Below are 13,287 nucleotides of genomic sequence, written 5' to 3' on the forward strand. Positions count from 1 at the left end.
CTGGACAGACGGAAAAAGTAGGACATAATGGAGGCAGCTCGGACAGCGTTGTCATCGGGCGCCCACTGTCCCTGCCACCCATTCCCTGCGTTCGTCCCGCGACTTCGAGGAGCCGCTCACCGCATGGCGTACGGAGCCCACCCCAGCCCTCTTCTGCCGCCCCACCCCGACCTGACACTCGCGCGCGACTGCGAGCAGTGCCTCGGCTGGGGAACGGTGGTCACCCGCGACGGGGACCACGAACTGTGCCGCATCTGCCAGCCCGCCTCCGGTGACGACGAGGACGCCTCCCCCGGCGCCTCCTGACGCATGTCGCAGCGCCCCGAGGGGTGCCGTGAGCCGCCCGGGCCGACAGGCCGGCCGCTGATCGCGGCGACGTACCGTGGAGGCATGGCCGCCCCTCCGCTCCCGGGTCCGCTGGCGCATCTGGCCCCCCTGCTCGGCCACTACGGCTACTGGGCCGTGGGGGCCGTGGTCTTCGTGGAGGACTTCGGGGTCCCCGCGCCCGGCGAGACGATCCTGCTGGCCGCGGGCGTGTACGCGGGCGCGGGGCGGCTGAACGTCGTTGCCGTGGCGGTCGTTGCGTTCGTCGCGGCCGTCGCCGGGGACAACGTCGGCTATCTGATAGGCCGGGTCGGCGGCCGGGCCTTCGTGCACCGGTGGGGCCGGTACGTCTTTCTGACGCCGAAGCGGTTCGAGGCCGCCGAGGAGTTCTTCGGCCGGCACGGCGGCAAGATCGTGACCGTGGCCCGGTTCATCGAGGGTCTGCGCCAGGCCAACGGCATCATCGCCGGCACCACGGGCATGCACTGGCGCCGCTTCCTCGCCTTCAACGCACTCGGCGCCGCCCTGTGGGTCGGCCTGTGGACGACTCTGGCCTACCTGGTGGGCCACCACGTCACCACCGTTTACGACGAGGTCTCGCGCTACCAGCTCTATGTCCTGGTCGCCGCCGCCGTCCTGGTCGCGGCCCTCGTCGTACGGCACTTCCTACGACGACGGCACGAGCCCTGACCCGCGCCGCCCCGCCCCGCGCCGCCAGCTCAGCCACCCACGGCGCGGCGCACTGGCCGTGCAGGTACTCCAGCGCGGCCTTCTGGCCGGGACGCAGCCATGCGCCGGGGTCCGCGCGGGATGAGTCGGCGCCGGCTAGGACGAGGTGCGGGTGGGACGGACCTTGGCCGGGTCCGGCCCGGGCGGGCGGGCGTCGTCGCCGGCGCGCTCGTGGCCGCCGCGCAGGGCGGAGGCCAGCGCGGAGACCAGGGCCATGGCCGCGGCCACCGTGAAGACGATGGTCAGACCGTGGTGGAAGGGTCCGGAGACCAGCTCGGGGAAGAAGGTGTGGCCGGTCAGGGTGGCACGCTGGGCGGCGGTCAGGTGGTCCAGGGTGCCGCCGGAGCCGAGCAGATGGCCGATCGGGTTGTTGCCGAGGAACGTGGCGAACAGGGTGCTGACCGGCGGCAGCGCGGCCACCTCGTGGGCGGTCCCGGCGGGCACGCCGTGCGCCTCGAGTCCGCTGCCGAGCGTCTTCGGCAGGGTGCTCGCGAGGCCGGAGACCATCAGGGAGAAGAAGACACCGATGGACAGGGCCGTGCCCGAGTTCTGGAAGGTGGAACGCATCCCGGAGGCGACGCCCCGGTAGCGGGCCGGCACGCTGCCCATGACGGAGGAGGTGTTGGGCGCGGAGAACATGCCCTGGCCCAGGCCGTTGAGCAGCAACAGTGTCGCGAAGACGCCGTAGTCGAAGTCCACCGGCAGGGCCAGCAGACCGAGGAAGGACACGGCGACGACCACCAGTCCGGCGGTGGAGAAGACACGGGCGCCGAACCGGTCGGACAGATAGCCGGAGACCGGCCCGGCCATGAGGAAGCCGAGGGTGAGCGGCAGCATGAAGATGCCCGCCCACAGTGGGGTGTCCTCGAAGTCGTAGCCGTGCAGCGGCAGCCAGATGCCCTGCAGCCAGATGATCAGCATGAACTGGAGTCCGCCGCGGGCGATCGCGGTCAGCAGGGCGGCCAGATTCCCGGCGGCGAACGCCCGCACCCGGAACAGCGACAGCCGGAACATGGGCTCGGCGACCCGCGTCTCGACGAGGCAGAACACCAGCAGCAGGCACACGCCGCCGATCAGGCCCGCGAGCACCCAGGGGTTGGTCCAGCCGGTGGGATGGCCGCCGTAGGGCTGGATGCCGTAGGTGATGCCGGCGAGCAGGATGCCGGCGCCGCAGGCGAAGGTGGAGTTGCCGAGCCAGTCGATGCGGCCGCGTCCGCCGGCCGAGGTCTCGCGCAGGCTCAGGTACGACCAGACGGTGCCGGTGACGCTGACCGGGACGCTCACCCAGAACACCGCCCGCCAGTCGACCGCGGCGAGCAGGCCGCCGGCGAGCAGGCCGAGGAACTGCCCGGCGAGCGCGGTGATCTGGTTGACACCGAGGGCCATACCGCGCTGCCGGGCCGGGAAGGCGTCGGTGAGGATGGCGGCCGAGTTGGCGGTGAGCATGGAGCCGCCGAAGGCCTGCACGATGCGCCACAGGATCAGCCAGAGCGCGCCCGCGCCCGCCCGGAACGGGTCGAGGGAGAGGGCGACGGAGGCGCAGGCGAAGACCAGGAAGCCCAGGTTGTAGATCCGCACCCGGCCGAACATGTCGCCGAGCCGGCCGAGGACGACCACCAGCACCGCCGAGACCAGCAGATAGCCGAGGATCATCCACAGCAGGTAGCCGATGTTGCCGGCCGCCAGCGGGTCGAGGCCGATCCCGCGGAAGATCGCCGGCAGCGAGATGATCACGATGGAGGCGTCCATCGTGGCGATGAGCACGCCGAGCGTGGTGTTGGAGAGGGCGACCCACTTGTAGCCGGGGCCCGCGGGTGTGCCCCGCAGCCGGGCGGAGCGGGCGAGCAGCCGGGCGCGCAGCCCCCCGGCCGGGGAGCCGTGCGGGGCGGGTGCGGGACCGGTCACAGGCGTTCCACCAGTCGGTCGAGCAGGGGCAGGACGTCGTGGAGGGCCTGCCGCTCCTGCGGGGTGAACTCCTCCAGGGCGTGGGCGAGGCGGCCCACGGACTCCGAACGGCGCTGCTCCAGCATGGTCCGTCCGTCGTCGGTGACCGACACGATGGCCCGCCGGCCGTCGGCCGTGTCGGGGCTACGGCTCACCAGTCCGCGCTGTTCGAGTCCGGCGAGCGTGCTGGCCATCGCCTGGGGCCGGACGCGTTCCGACTCGGCGAGCGAGCCGGGCGAGTCCGGGCCGGAACGGGCCAGCCGGGCAAGCACCGAGACCTCGGACAGCGTGACGTCCCCGACCTCGTGCGCCTGCCGCAGTCGGCGGACGATCCGGCCCATGGCAAGCCTCAGCGCGGCGGCGAGCGCAACCGTGTCCATAAGTACTAACGATAGGTTTATCAGTTTGTACTGTTCAACCAAGCGTAAGTAATCACGGCTCCGGTTTGCTGGTTTGGACCCCGGGCCAGCGGCAAACCGACAAGAGACCGAAGCACCGCGAGAACAGGGGATGTGAAACCCGATGGCTGGCAACCAGAAGGCGAAGGCCAAGGCGGAGCAGGCCAAGGGCAAGGCCAAGGAGGCCGCGGGCCGCGCCGTCGGCAACGAGAGCAAGGAGGCCGAGGGCCGTATGGAAGGCGCCCGGGGAGACGCCCGGCAGGCCAAGGAGAAGGCCAAGGACACCTTCAAGCACTGAATGCCGGCCTGACAGGCGGCTCCTCTGATTCCGGACGGGTCCGGGAAATCCAGCGGATGCTGATTTCCCGGACCCGTTCCGTCCGCCGCGCCGGTGACCAGGGACGCGTGCGCAACCGGAGGATTCCCGACGGCCGTCCCCTTGCTCGACGGTCCAGCGGGTAACCGGGCAGGGACGGGCGCTCCCGTATGGGACAGGAAGGGGCCCTGGCCCCGGACGAAAAGGGCAACGACGTATGGACATCCCGCACGCGACCACGCAGGACCGCCCCGTGCACCTGCGCTACAGCCGCACCTGGGGCACCGGTGCAGTCGGCATCGGCGATGCCAGAGACGCCGTCGCCGCCCTGCTGTCCCGAGTGCGCCCCGCGCCCGCGCGGCGCTCGGTGCAGGATGCCCAGCTCGTCGTCAGCGAACTCGTCACCAACGCGGCCCAGCACGCTCCCGGCCCGTGCGCCCTGCGCCTGGAGCTGCTGCCGGGCGCCACCGCGCTGCGCATCGCGGTGGCGGACACCTCCGCCGAGCTGCCCCGGCGGCGTCCTCCCGATCCCTGCCGGGTCGGCGGGCACGGGCTGCACCTCGTCGCGATGCTCTCCCGCGGCCTCGAAGTGACCTGGCTGCGCCACGGCAAGCAGGTCACCGCCACTGTGCCGCTCACCGCCGAGGAGGGGTGAGCCGGCCGCCTTCCAGCGGTGGGGTTTTCCTCTGCCCGTGTGGCGCGAAGGCGCCGAGGGTCAGGGCGTGGCCCGCCCGGACACGCGCACCGGTTTCGCCAGGGCCTTCGCCGGCCGCTTCCCCACCGTGCCGGCGGTGACCGTCCGGGCCGCTCCGGACGCCCAGTCCGGCGGAGTCTCCCCGTCCACCACGAACTCCAGCACCGTGGGCCCGGGCTGGGCGAGCACGTCGGCCCAGACCGAGGCGACGTGCCGGGGCCGGTCGCAGCGGACGGCCGGCAGGCCCGCCAGCCGCGCCCACTCCGCGTACGGCATCGGGGGGACCTCGGCGGACAGCGGGATCAGCGGATCGCCGGCCGCGGCGCGGCGCTGCCAGGTCAGCCGGTTCAGGTCGCCGTTGTTCAGCACGCAGAACACCAGCGGGGGAAGACCGGCCAGCCGGTCCAGATGGCGGCGGACCGTGATGAGTTCGTTCAGGCCGCCGCTCTGGAAGGCGCCGTCGCCGACAAGCGCGACGACCGGGCGGTCGGGGGCGGCGAACCGGGCGGCGACCGCGTAGGGGACGGCCGCGCCCGGCATTCCGAGCCGGCCGGACAGCAGTGCGCGCATGCCGTTGCGGAGCCGGAGGTGGCGGATCCACCAGTCCAGCGAGGTCCCCGAGTCGGTGACGACGACGGCCCGGTCGGGCAGCCGCTCGGACAGCTCGGCGACGACCGAGCGCGGATTGACGGACGTGCCGAAGTAGCGGCTGGACTTCGTGTGTCCCTCCGCCCGCCAGGCCCGCACGGCGTCCTCGACCCGGGTGCGCCAGGTGCGGTCGGCGGTGCGGTGCAGCAGGGGGATGAGCGCTTCGAGGGCCGCGGTGGCGTCACCGTTGACCCGTACGGCCGCACGGCCCCGGTCCAGGGGGCAGTCGGCCGGTTCGGGGTCCACGGTGACGATCCGGCACCGGTCGGGGCCGGGCAGCAGCGCGGGGTCCAGGTCCTCCGCGCCCACGAGCAGCAGCGTGTCGCACTCCCGCAGCAGCGCGGCGGCGGACTCGCTGCCGAGGATGCCCGCCACGCCCGTGAGGTACGGCAGGTCGTCGGGCAGGGCGTCCCGGGCCAGGGCGGTCGTGGCGACACCGGCGCCGAGGAGCTCGGCCACGCCCGTCGCCTGCCCGGACGCGGCGCGCCCCGCGTTGCCCACGACCACGGCCGGTTTCCCGGCGCCGTCCAGCACCTCGGCCGCGCGCCGGACGTCCCCCTCGTCCGGTGTACGTACCGGCGGATGGAAGTCGACGGGTACGGCGCCGGCGCCGTACCCGTCGGGCGCCGGGGCCACGAGGACATGGCGGGGTACGACAAGGCCGGCGACGCCCCGGTCGGTGAGCGCGGCCCGCACGGCCCGGTTCAGGGCGTCACCCATCAGCTCCGGTGCGGAGACCTCCTCGCAGAAGACGCAGATCTCCGCCAGATGGCGCACGATCCGTCCACCGGGAGGCCGGGCACTCGCCGCGGCCCCCACGACGGCGAGCACCGGGGCCCGGTCCGCCGCCGCGTCCCAGAGCCCGCCCAGCAGCCGCAGCGCGCCCGCGCCGGGCGGGGCGAGGCAGCAGCCGAGGCGGCCGGTGAGCTTGGCGTCGGCGCACGCCATGAGGGCGGCGGACTCCTCGCCGCGCGCCTGCACGAACCACGGCGCCTCCGGCCCGCCGCCGAGGGCGCCGACCAGCGGGTCGACCTCCACTGCCGGCACGCCGTAGACCCGCTGCGCGCCCCAGGCCCGCAGCCGGGCGGCGACGATCTCGGCCACGTTCACCACACCGACCTCCTCACACCGGCACAGCTGCCCGGGCGCCGGGTAGCCGCGCGCCGGTCGGGGCAAACGGAGGAAGGCACCGGGTACGCCGTCCGGCACCCCGTTTCGAGCGAGCGGAGCGAGGGCACCCGTGCCACGCTCAAGACAGAGCACCGAGAGTGAGGGGCCCGGCACGGGCGGAAGGCGGGCGCGGTGGCGGTGTCCGAGGAGCGGCGGTCGGCCCGGAGCGAGGGACGCGGTGAGCGCCTGGTGTCGGCGCTGGACCGGCGGCTGCCGGTCTCCTCGGCCGGCAAGGAGTTCCTGCGCAAGGCGTTCCCGGACCACTGGTCCTTCCTGCTGGGCGAACTGGCGCTGTACAGCCTGCTCGTGCTGGTGCTGACGGGCGTCTGGCTGACGTTCTTCTTCCACCCGGACATGGCGGAACGGCCGTACACCGGCTCGTATCTGCCGCTGCGCGGCACGATGACCTCGGAGGCGTATGCGTCGGTGCTGCACATCAGCTTCGACGTGCGCGGGGGCCTGCTGGTCCGGCAGGTGCACCACTGGGCGGCGCTGGTGTTCGTGGCGGCGATCGGTGTGCATCTGTTGCGGATCTTCTTCACCGGCGCGTTCCGGCGGCCTCGGGAGGTCAACTGGACGGTCGGGGTGACGCTGTTCCTGTTCTCCCTGCTGGAGGGCTTCTGCGGCTACTCGCTCCCCGACGACCTGCTGTCCGGCACCGGTCTGCGCACCTCCCAGGGCATCGTGCTGTCGATCCCGGTCGTGGGCACCTATCTGTCGTTCTTCCTCTTCGGCGGCCAGTTCCCGGGCCACGAGATCATCTCCCGGCTGTACGTGGTCCACATCCTGCTGGTGCCCGGCCTGCTGCTGGCGCTCGTCGGGATGCATCTGACGTATGTGGTGGTGCACAAGCACACCCAGTGGGCGAAGCCCGGCCACACCAACCGGAACGTGATCGGCAAGCCGCTGGTCCCGCAGTACTCGGCCAAGTCCGCGGGTCTGTTCTTCGTCCTTGCGGGCGTCCTCGCCCTGATGGCGGCCCTGTTCCAGATCAACCCGGTCTGGGCCTTCGGCCCCTACCGCGCGGACCATGTGTCGCTGGACGCGCAGCCCGACTGGTACGTGGGCTATCTGGAGGGCGCGCTGCGGCTGATGCCGGCGGCGGAGACGGACATCGCCGGGCACACGATCGTCTGGGACGTGCTCCTGCCGGGCGTGATACTGCCCGCGGTGCTGTTCCTGATCCTCTACGGCTATCCGTTCTTCGAGCGCTGGCTCACCGGCCCGCAGCCCGAGCAGCACCTGTGCGACCGGCCGCGCAACCAGCCGACCCGCACCGCGCTGGGCGCGGCGGCCGTCTCGGCGTACGCGGTGCTGCTGTCGGCGGGCGGACAGGACGTGGTGGCCTACAAGTTCAGCCTGCCGGTGGAACTGCTCACGCGCTCCTTCCGCACGGCGCTGTTCGTGGTGCCGTTCGTGACGTACCACGCCACCAAGCGTGCCTGTCTGGGCCTGCAGGCGGCGGACCGGCGGCGGCTGCTGGACGGCGAGACGACGGCGGAGGTGCGGCGCACGGCGGGCGGCGGCTACGAGGAGGCACACACCCTGCTGTCCCGCGAGGAGGCCTACCGCATCCTCGTGCGCGACACTCCCCGGCCGCGCGCCGAGGGCACGGAGGCCTGGCGCTGGTTCCACAGGCACCGGCTGCGCAACGCCCTCAGCCGCTGGTACTTCGCCAAGAGCGTGGAGATGCCGGCCACCGCCTGGGAGAAACACCGGGTGGAGGTCGTGCGGGCGGCGCCGGGCGAGGTACCCGAGGAGGGCGGGGAGTGAGGAGCGAGGAGGTACGGCGATGAGCGAGGGCGACGAGGTCCGCGGAAACCTGCTGTACGGCCCGCAGCCGGATGTGGCCGGCGCCTCCGGCTGGCCGGACGCCCCGCCGCGGATGGGCTTCTTCACCGACACCTCCGTGTGCATCGGCTGCAAGGCGTGCGAGGTGGCCTGCAAGGAGTGGAACGCCATCCCGGAGGACGGCCTCGAACTGACCGGCATGTCCTACGACAACACGCAGGGCCTGGGCGCCGACACCTGGCGGCACGTGGCCTTCATCGAGCAGCGCAAGCCGTTCGGCGGGCAGGAGCCCGGGGTCGCGCACGAGGACGTCGACGTGTTCGCCGCCGCCGCGCAACTCGGCACCGACGCCGCCTCCCCCGGGCCCGGCGCCACCGCTCCCCCGCCCGGCCGGGCCGCCGAGGGCGCGCCCGCCGGGCAGATCTCGCCCGTCTCGCCCGACGGCCGCACCGAGCTGCGCTGGCTGATGGCCTCGGACGTGTGCAAGCACTGCACGCACGCCGCCTGCCTGGACGTGTGCCCGACCGGGGCGCTGTTCCGCACCGAGTTCGGCACGGTCGTCGTCCAGGAGGACATCTGCAACGGCTGCGGCTACTGCGTGCCCGCCTGCCCGTACGGCGTCATCGACCAGCGCGAGGACGACGGCCGGGTGTGGAAGTGCACGCTGTGCTACGACCGGCTCGGCGTCGGCATGGAGCCCGCCTGCGCCAAGTCCTGCCCCACGGACTCCATCCAGTTCGGCCCGCTGGAGGAGCTGCGCGAGCGGGCCGGGGCCCGGGTGGCGCAGCTGCACGCGGCCGGCGTGACCGACGCCCGGCTGTACGGCGAGAGCCCCGAGGACGGGGTCGGCGGCGACGGGGCGTTCTTCCTGCTGCTGGACGAGCCCGAGGTCTACGGCCTGCCTCCGGACCCGGTGGTCACCACCCGGGACCTGCCCGACATGTGGCGGCACGCGGCCCTGGCCGCCGCCTCCCTGGCCGCACTCGCCCTCGGCAGTTTCGTACGGAGGCCACGATGAGCGAGTCGGACGTCACGCGGAACGGCGTACAGGGCGCGCGGCCCGGCCGGGAGGCGCCGACAGGGGCGTACGCGGGCCGCCGCCGGCGTCGGCGCGGGCGGGGCGAGCAGCCGATGGTGCCGGACGCCGCGTTCTCGTCGTACTACGGCAAGCCCGTGCTGAACAAGCCGACATGGAAGCCCCTGGACATCGCGGGCTATCTCTACCTGGGCGGCCTGGCCGGGGCGTCCTCGCTGCTCGCGGCCGGGGGCCAGATCACCGGCCGGCCGGGGCTCGCGGCACCGGCGAAGCTGGGGGCGGCCGGGGCCGTCTCACTGTCGCTGGCCGCGCTGGTGCACGACCTGGGCCGCCCGGCGCGGTTCCTGAACATGCTGCGGGTCCTCAAGCCGACCTCCCCCATGAGTGTGGGTTCGTGGCTGCTGGCCGGGTACGCGCCGCTGACGCTGACCGCGGCGGCCACCGAGGTGACGGGCCGCTGCCGGCTGCTGGGCTCGGCGGCGACGGCGGCCGGCGCCGTCCTCGGCCCGGCGGTGGCGACGTACACCGCGGTGCTGCTCTCGGACACGGCGGTGCCGTCCTGGCACGAGGGCTACCGCGAACTGCCGTTCGTGTTCGCGGGCTCCGCCGCCACCGCCGCCTCCGGTCTGGCCCTGGCGGCGGCTCCGGCCGCCGAGGCGGGGCCCGCCCGCCGGATGGCCGTCCTCGGAGCCGTGCTGGAACTGGGTGCCTTCCGGACGATGAAGCGGCGCATGGGGCTGGCCGCCGAGCCCTTCGAGCAGGGCGGACCGCATCTGTTGCTGCGTGCGGCGGAGCTGCTGACGGCGGGCGGCGCGGCCCTCGCCGTGTCCGGCGGACGGGACCGGCGCCTCGCCCTGGTGGCCGGGGCCGCCCTGCTCACCGGCTCGGCGGCCCTGCGCTTCGGCGTGTTCCACGCCGGGGTGGCCTCCGCCGAGGACCCCAAGTACACGGTCGTGCCGCAGCGGGAGCGCCTGGCGGCGCGCGTCCGCTGAGCTTCGCCGGGGCCGGCCGCCGTCACCTCTCCGGCTCGGAGTGAGCCGGTGCGGCGAGGGCGAGCGCCTGGGCCTCGCGTTCCTCCCGGTTCACCCAGGACCAGGTGAGGGCCGCCGCCGCGATGCCGATGGGCAGCATGCCGACGATCATGGCGAGGCCCGCCGCCGAGCGGCCGGTGGCGACGACGCCCACGGCGGGCAGGTCCAGCAGGGGTGTGGCGAGGAACAGGTACAGGCAGCGGCCGGGGTCGTCCAGGCGGTGCCGGGTGCGGGCGGCGACCGGCAGCCAGAACAGCACGGCGGACGCCAGGAGGGCCGGTTCGGTGAGGAGGGCGCCGCCCGGAGCGCGCAGGCCCACGAACGCGCCGAGTACGGCCCAGGCGTGGACCAGCACCAGCAGGGGCAGGGCCACGGGTGCGGGCACGCTGATCCGCTCCCACAGCGGGGAGCGCCGCAGGACATGGACTGCACCGGGGATGACGGCGGCGGCCAGCAGTGCGGAGGCGGCCATCGGGACGACGGACATGTGCGCCGTGTGGTCCATCCCGCCTCACCTCTCCCGGGCCGTCGTGCCCCGCAGCGCCATGGCCGCCGACACGGCCAGCAGCGGTACGGCGACGACCAGCAGCCAACGGCCGTAGACGAAGCACAGCGTCACCAGCAGCAGGCCGAACGCGGCGGGCGGCACGGCGCCCCCGCCGCGGTCCGGAACGTGGTAGCGGATGTGCTGGTCGGGAGCCCTGCGTGAGGACAACAGCACGACCAGTGCGGTCAGTTCGAGGACGAGGACGGCTCCGCCCCACAGCCAGAAGACCATGGCGCTCTCGCCGTAGACCGCGAGTACGGCGAGGAGGACGCCGTTCAGCAGGCCCCAGCCGGCGACCAGCAGGGCGGACAGGTGCCGTTTCATGTGCCGCCCCCTTCTCTCTGCCGCAGGTCGAGCAGTGGGGCGAAACTGCTGACGGGCACAAGCGGACGGTCGGCGGGGAAGTTGAGGCGCGGCGGCGGTGAGGTGGTGGCCCACTCCAGGGTGTGCGCCTCCCACGGGTCGTCACCGGCTGGCTCGGCCCGCCCGAGGGCGCGCCTGCGCAGCGTCCGGAGCACGTTGACGGCGAACACGGTCATGCCGGCGGCGAGGAAGGCGGCGCCGATGCTCGCGAGCAGATTGAGCAGGCCGAAGCCGTCGAACACGGCGTAGGTGGCGACCCGGCGTGGCATGCCCAGGTAGCCGAGGGCGAACATCGGCAGGAAGGTCAGGTTGGTGCCGATCACCAGCAGCCAGAAGTGCAGCCGGCCCATGCGTTCGTCGAGGAGCGTGCCGGTGACCTTCGGGAACCAGAAGTACACGGCCGCGAAGAGGCCGAAGGCGCTGCCCGCGAACAGCACGTAGTGCAGGTGGGCCACGACGAAGTAGCTGTCGGTGACGTGGTAGTCGATCACCGGGGTGCCGACCATGATCCCGGTGAGGCCGCCGATCAGGAACTGCGGGATGAACGCCAGCGCGAACAGCATGGGTGTGCGCAGGCGGAGCCGGCCGCCGAGGATCGTGCCGAGCATGCCGAAGTACTCCACGCCCGCCGGGACGAGCAGGGCGATGGAAGTCAGGGAGTAGTAGTCGTTGGCCGCCTGGCCGGTGGCGAACATGTGGTGGCCCCACACGCTCATCGACAGCGCGGCGAACACCAGCAGCGACAGCGCGGTGCCCTTGTAGCCGAAGAAGCGGCGGCCGGAGAACACGGCCAGCACCTCGGCGACGGCGGCGAGATACGGGAAGAACATCACGTACACGACCGGGTGGCCGTAGAACCAGAAGATGTGCTGGTAGCCGATGTTCCACACGTTGGACGCGAAGACGGAGGCGTCGGCGCGGCCCACGGCGAGCAGGGTGAGCGCGGCGAGCAGGGCCGGGAAGGCGCCGATCACCATCAGACAGGTGGCGATCATCGCCCAGCAGAACACGGGCAGCCGCAGCATGGTCATCCCGCGGGTGCGGCGGCGCAGGACGGTCCACAGCACCGCCCAGCCCATGAGGATGGTGCCGGTGACGGCGAGGAGGACGCCCGCGATCCACAGGTCCGTGCCGGCTCCCGGGGAGTGCTCGCTGTCGGCCATGGGCGGGTAGGAGAACCAGCCGTCGGCGTGCGCGCCGGTGGGCGTGGCGAAACCGGCGAGCATGGTGAGCGCGCCGAGGACGTAGAGCCAGTAGCCGAGGAGGGTGAGGCGGGGCAGGGCGAGGGCGGGGGCGCCGATCTGCAGGGGTACCAGGTAGACGCCCATGCCGAGGGCGAACGGGGTCATGACCAGGTAGATCATGCCGGAGCCGTGGAGGGTGAACAGCTGGTCGTAGGTCGGCGGGGTGAGGAAGGTCTCGTCGGGCTGGGCCAGCTGGCTGCGCATGAGCAGGGCGAACACGCCGTAGACCAGCAGGAGGACCAGCGAGGTGGCGACGGTCAGCAGGCCGATGCGCTTGTGGTCGGTGGTGGTGACCCAGCCGAGCCAGCTGCCCGGCGGGACGGGACGGCCGGCGTCGTCGCGCTGCCCGGCGGCGTGAGGCGCGACCGTCATGCCGCACCGGTCCCGCCGTGCGCCCAGCGGTTGTAGTCCCGGGGCGGGACCGCCTTGATCCAGAAGTCCATGGCGTAGTGCCGCTGCCCGCAGAACTCCGCGCACCTGCCGCGCCAGCGGCCCTCCCGGTCCAGGGTGAGGGTGAAGGTGTTCCGGTGGTGCGGGAAGGCGTCCATCTTGTAGCGCAGGTCCGGCACCCAGAAGGAGTGGATGACGTCCCGCGAGGTGACGCGGAACTGCACGGTGCGGCCGGCCGGTACGACGAGTGTCGGGACATCCTTGCCCTTGCAGGTGCCGGAGACGCTGCGGTGGGCCGGTGACTGCGGATAGCCGAAGGTCCAGCACCACTGGAAGCCGGTGATGTCCACGCGCAGGGGCCCTGGGTCGGCCGTGTGCTGTTCCTCGTGGTTCTGCCAGGCGGTCCAGGCCACGAGGAAGACGGCGAAGGCGGCGAGGGCACCGACGTAGAAGGCCTCAAGACGGGGGCGCTCGGGCTGGTCGGACGCCTCGGTCCGCCGTCTCACCAGCGCCCAGGCGAGCACGCCGAGGATCACCAGGAACACGCCGCCGGCGACGATCGACTCCAGCGTGAAGACGGTCCCGAAGACATGACGCTGCCTCATCGCGCCGCCGCCCTGGCCTCGATGCCCCTGACGCTCATGCGCTCACTCCCGTCATCT

General features: G+C 72.8%; 14 protein-coding genes. 7 read left to right on the plus strand and 7 right to left on the minus strand.

Annotated features, from left to right (window positions below; all coding sequences use genetic code 11):
• Positions 1-123: 123 nt before the first annotated feature.
• Both ABZ624_RS18100 and ABZ624_RS18105 read left to right on the plus strand, forming a co-directional pair.
• Positions 124-306: a hypothetical protein gene (locus ABZ624_RS18100; RefSeq protein WP_360089188.1), complete on the plus strand. Its 183-nt coding sequence runs from the start codon at positions 124-126 to the stop codon at positions 304-306.
• A gap of 84 nt (positions 307-390) precedes the next feature.
• Positions 391-1,014 (plus strand): DedA family protein, encoded by a 624-nt coding sequence (locus tag ABZ624_RS18105; RefSeq protein WP_360089191.1) that lies wholly within the window; start codon positions 391-393, stop codon positions 1,012-1,014.
• A gap of 135 nt (positions 1,015-1,149) precedes the next feature.
• Here the strand turns inward: ABZ624_RS18105 and ABZ624_RS18110 are convergent, their stop codons facing one another.
• On the minus strand, positions 1,150-2,901 hold the full coding sequence (locus ABZ624_RS18110) for an MFS transporter (protein WP_360089397.1): 1,752 nt from the start codon (positions 2,899-2,901) through the stop codon (positions 1,150-1,152).
• A gap of 53 nt (positions 2,902-2,954) precedes the next feature.
• Positions 2,955-3,377: a MarR family transcriptional regulator gene (locus tag ABZ624_RS18115; RefSeq protein ID WP_360089194.1), complete on the minus strand. Its 423-nt coding sequence runs from the start codon at positions 3,375-3,377 to the stop codon at positions 2,955-2,957.
• A 142-nt stretch (positions 3,378-3,519) separates the two neighbouring features.
• Between ABZ624_RS18115 and ABZ624_RS18120 the strand changes: the two genes are divergently transcribed.
• The gene (locus tag ABZ624_RS18120; protein ID WP_360089197.1) at positions 3,520-3,693 is read left to right on the plus strand and encodes a CsbD family protein; all 174 of its coding nucleotides are present in this window, start codon (positions 3,520-3,522) and stop codon (positions 3,691-3,693) included.
• A gap of 235 nt (positions 3,694-3,928) precedes the next feature.
• Positions 3,929-4,366, plus strand: a complete 438-nt coding sequence (locus ABZ624_RS18125; RefSeq protein WP_360089200.1) for an ATP-binding protein — start codon at positions 3,929-3,931, stop codon at positions 4,364-4,366.
• A gap of 60 nt (positions 4,367-4,426) precedes the next feature.
• On the opposite strand, the gene ABZ624_RS18130 is transcribed toward ABZ624_RS18125, so the two are convergent.
• Complete coding sequence (locus ABZ624_RS18130) at positions 4,427-6,166, minus strand: thiamine pyrophosphate-dependent enzyme (RefSeq protein ID WP_360089203.1); 1,740 nt, start codon at positions 6,164-6,166, stop codon at positions 4,427-4,429.
• A gap of 195 nt (positions 6,167-6,361) precedes the next feature.
• On the opposite strand from ABZ624_RS18130, the gene ABZ624_RS18135 reads away from it, so the two are divergent.
• From ABZ624_RS18135 to nrfD, 3 genes are read left to right on the plus strand one after another with little or no spacing between them, the layout of a single operon-like run.
• Entirely contained in the window at positions 6,362-7,996 is a 1,635-nt protein-coding gene (locus tag ABZ624_RS18135) for a ubiquinol-cytochrome c reductase cytochrome b subunit (protein WP_360089400.1), read from the plus strand.
• A 19-nt stretch (positions 7,997-8,015) separates the two neighbouring features.
• Positions 8,016-9,032 carry a 4Fe-4S dicluster domain-containing protein gene (locus tag ABZ624_RS18140; protein WP_360089206.1) on the plus strand — a complete coding sequence of 339 codons (1,017 nt, stop codon included), beginning with the start codon at positions 8,016-8,018 and terminating at the stop codon, positions 9,030-9,032.
• Positions 9,029-10,042 (plus strand): NrfD/PsrC family molybdoenzyme membrane anchor subunit, encoded by a 1,014-nt coding sequence (nrfD, locus tag ABZ624_RS18145; RefSeq protein ID WP_360089209.1) that lies wholly within the window; start codon positions 9,029-9,031, stop codon positions 10,040-10,042. Before ABZ624_RS18140 ends, nrfD begins: the two co-directional genes overlap by 4 nt.
• Positions 10,043-10,064: 22 nt before the next feature.
• On the opposite strand, the gene ABZ624_RS18150 is transcribed toward nrfD, so the two are convergent.
• From ABZ624_RS18150 to ABZ624_RS18165, 4 genes are read right to left on the minus strand one after another with little or no spacing between them, the layout of a single operon-like run.
• Entirely contained in the window at positions 10,065-10,586 is a 522-nt protein-coding gene (locus ABZ624_RS18150; protein WP_360089212.1) for a hypothetical protein, read from the minus strand.
• Positions 10,587-10,592: 6 nt separating this feature from the next.
• The gene (locus ABZ624_RS18155; protein ID WP_360089215.1) at positions 10,593-10,952 is read right to left on the minus strand and encodes a hypothetical protein; all 360 of its coding nucleotides are present in this window, start codon (positions 10,950-10,952) and stop codon (positions 10,593-10,595) included.
• Positions 10,949-12,607, minus strand: coding sequence for a cbb3-type cytochrome c oxidase subunit I (locus ABZ624_RS18160; RefSeq protein ID WP_360089218.1), 1,659 nt, complete (start codon positions 12,605-12,607; stop codon positions 10,949-10,951). Before ABZ624_RS18160 ends, ABZ624_RS18155 begins: the two co-directional genes overlap by 4 nt.
• Positions 12,604-13,230, minus strand: coding sequence for a cytochrome c oxidase subunit II (locus tag ABZ624_RS18165; protein WP_360089221.1), 627 nt, complete (start codon positions 13,228-13,230; stop codon positions 12,604-12,606). The genes ABZ624_RS18160 and ABZ624_RS18165 overlap by 4 nt, the downstream gene beginning before the upstream one ends.
• Positions 13,231-13,287: the final 57 nt, after the last annotated feature.

Source organism: Streptomyces sp. NPDC007205 (assembly GCF_040634095.1).
Classification (GTDB): Bacteria; Actinomycetota; Actinomycetes; order Streptomycetales; family Streptomycetaceae; genus Streptomyces.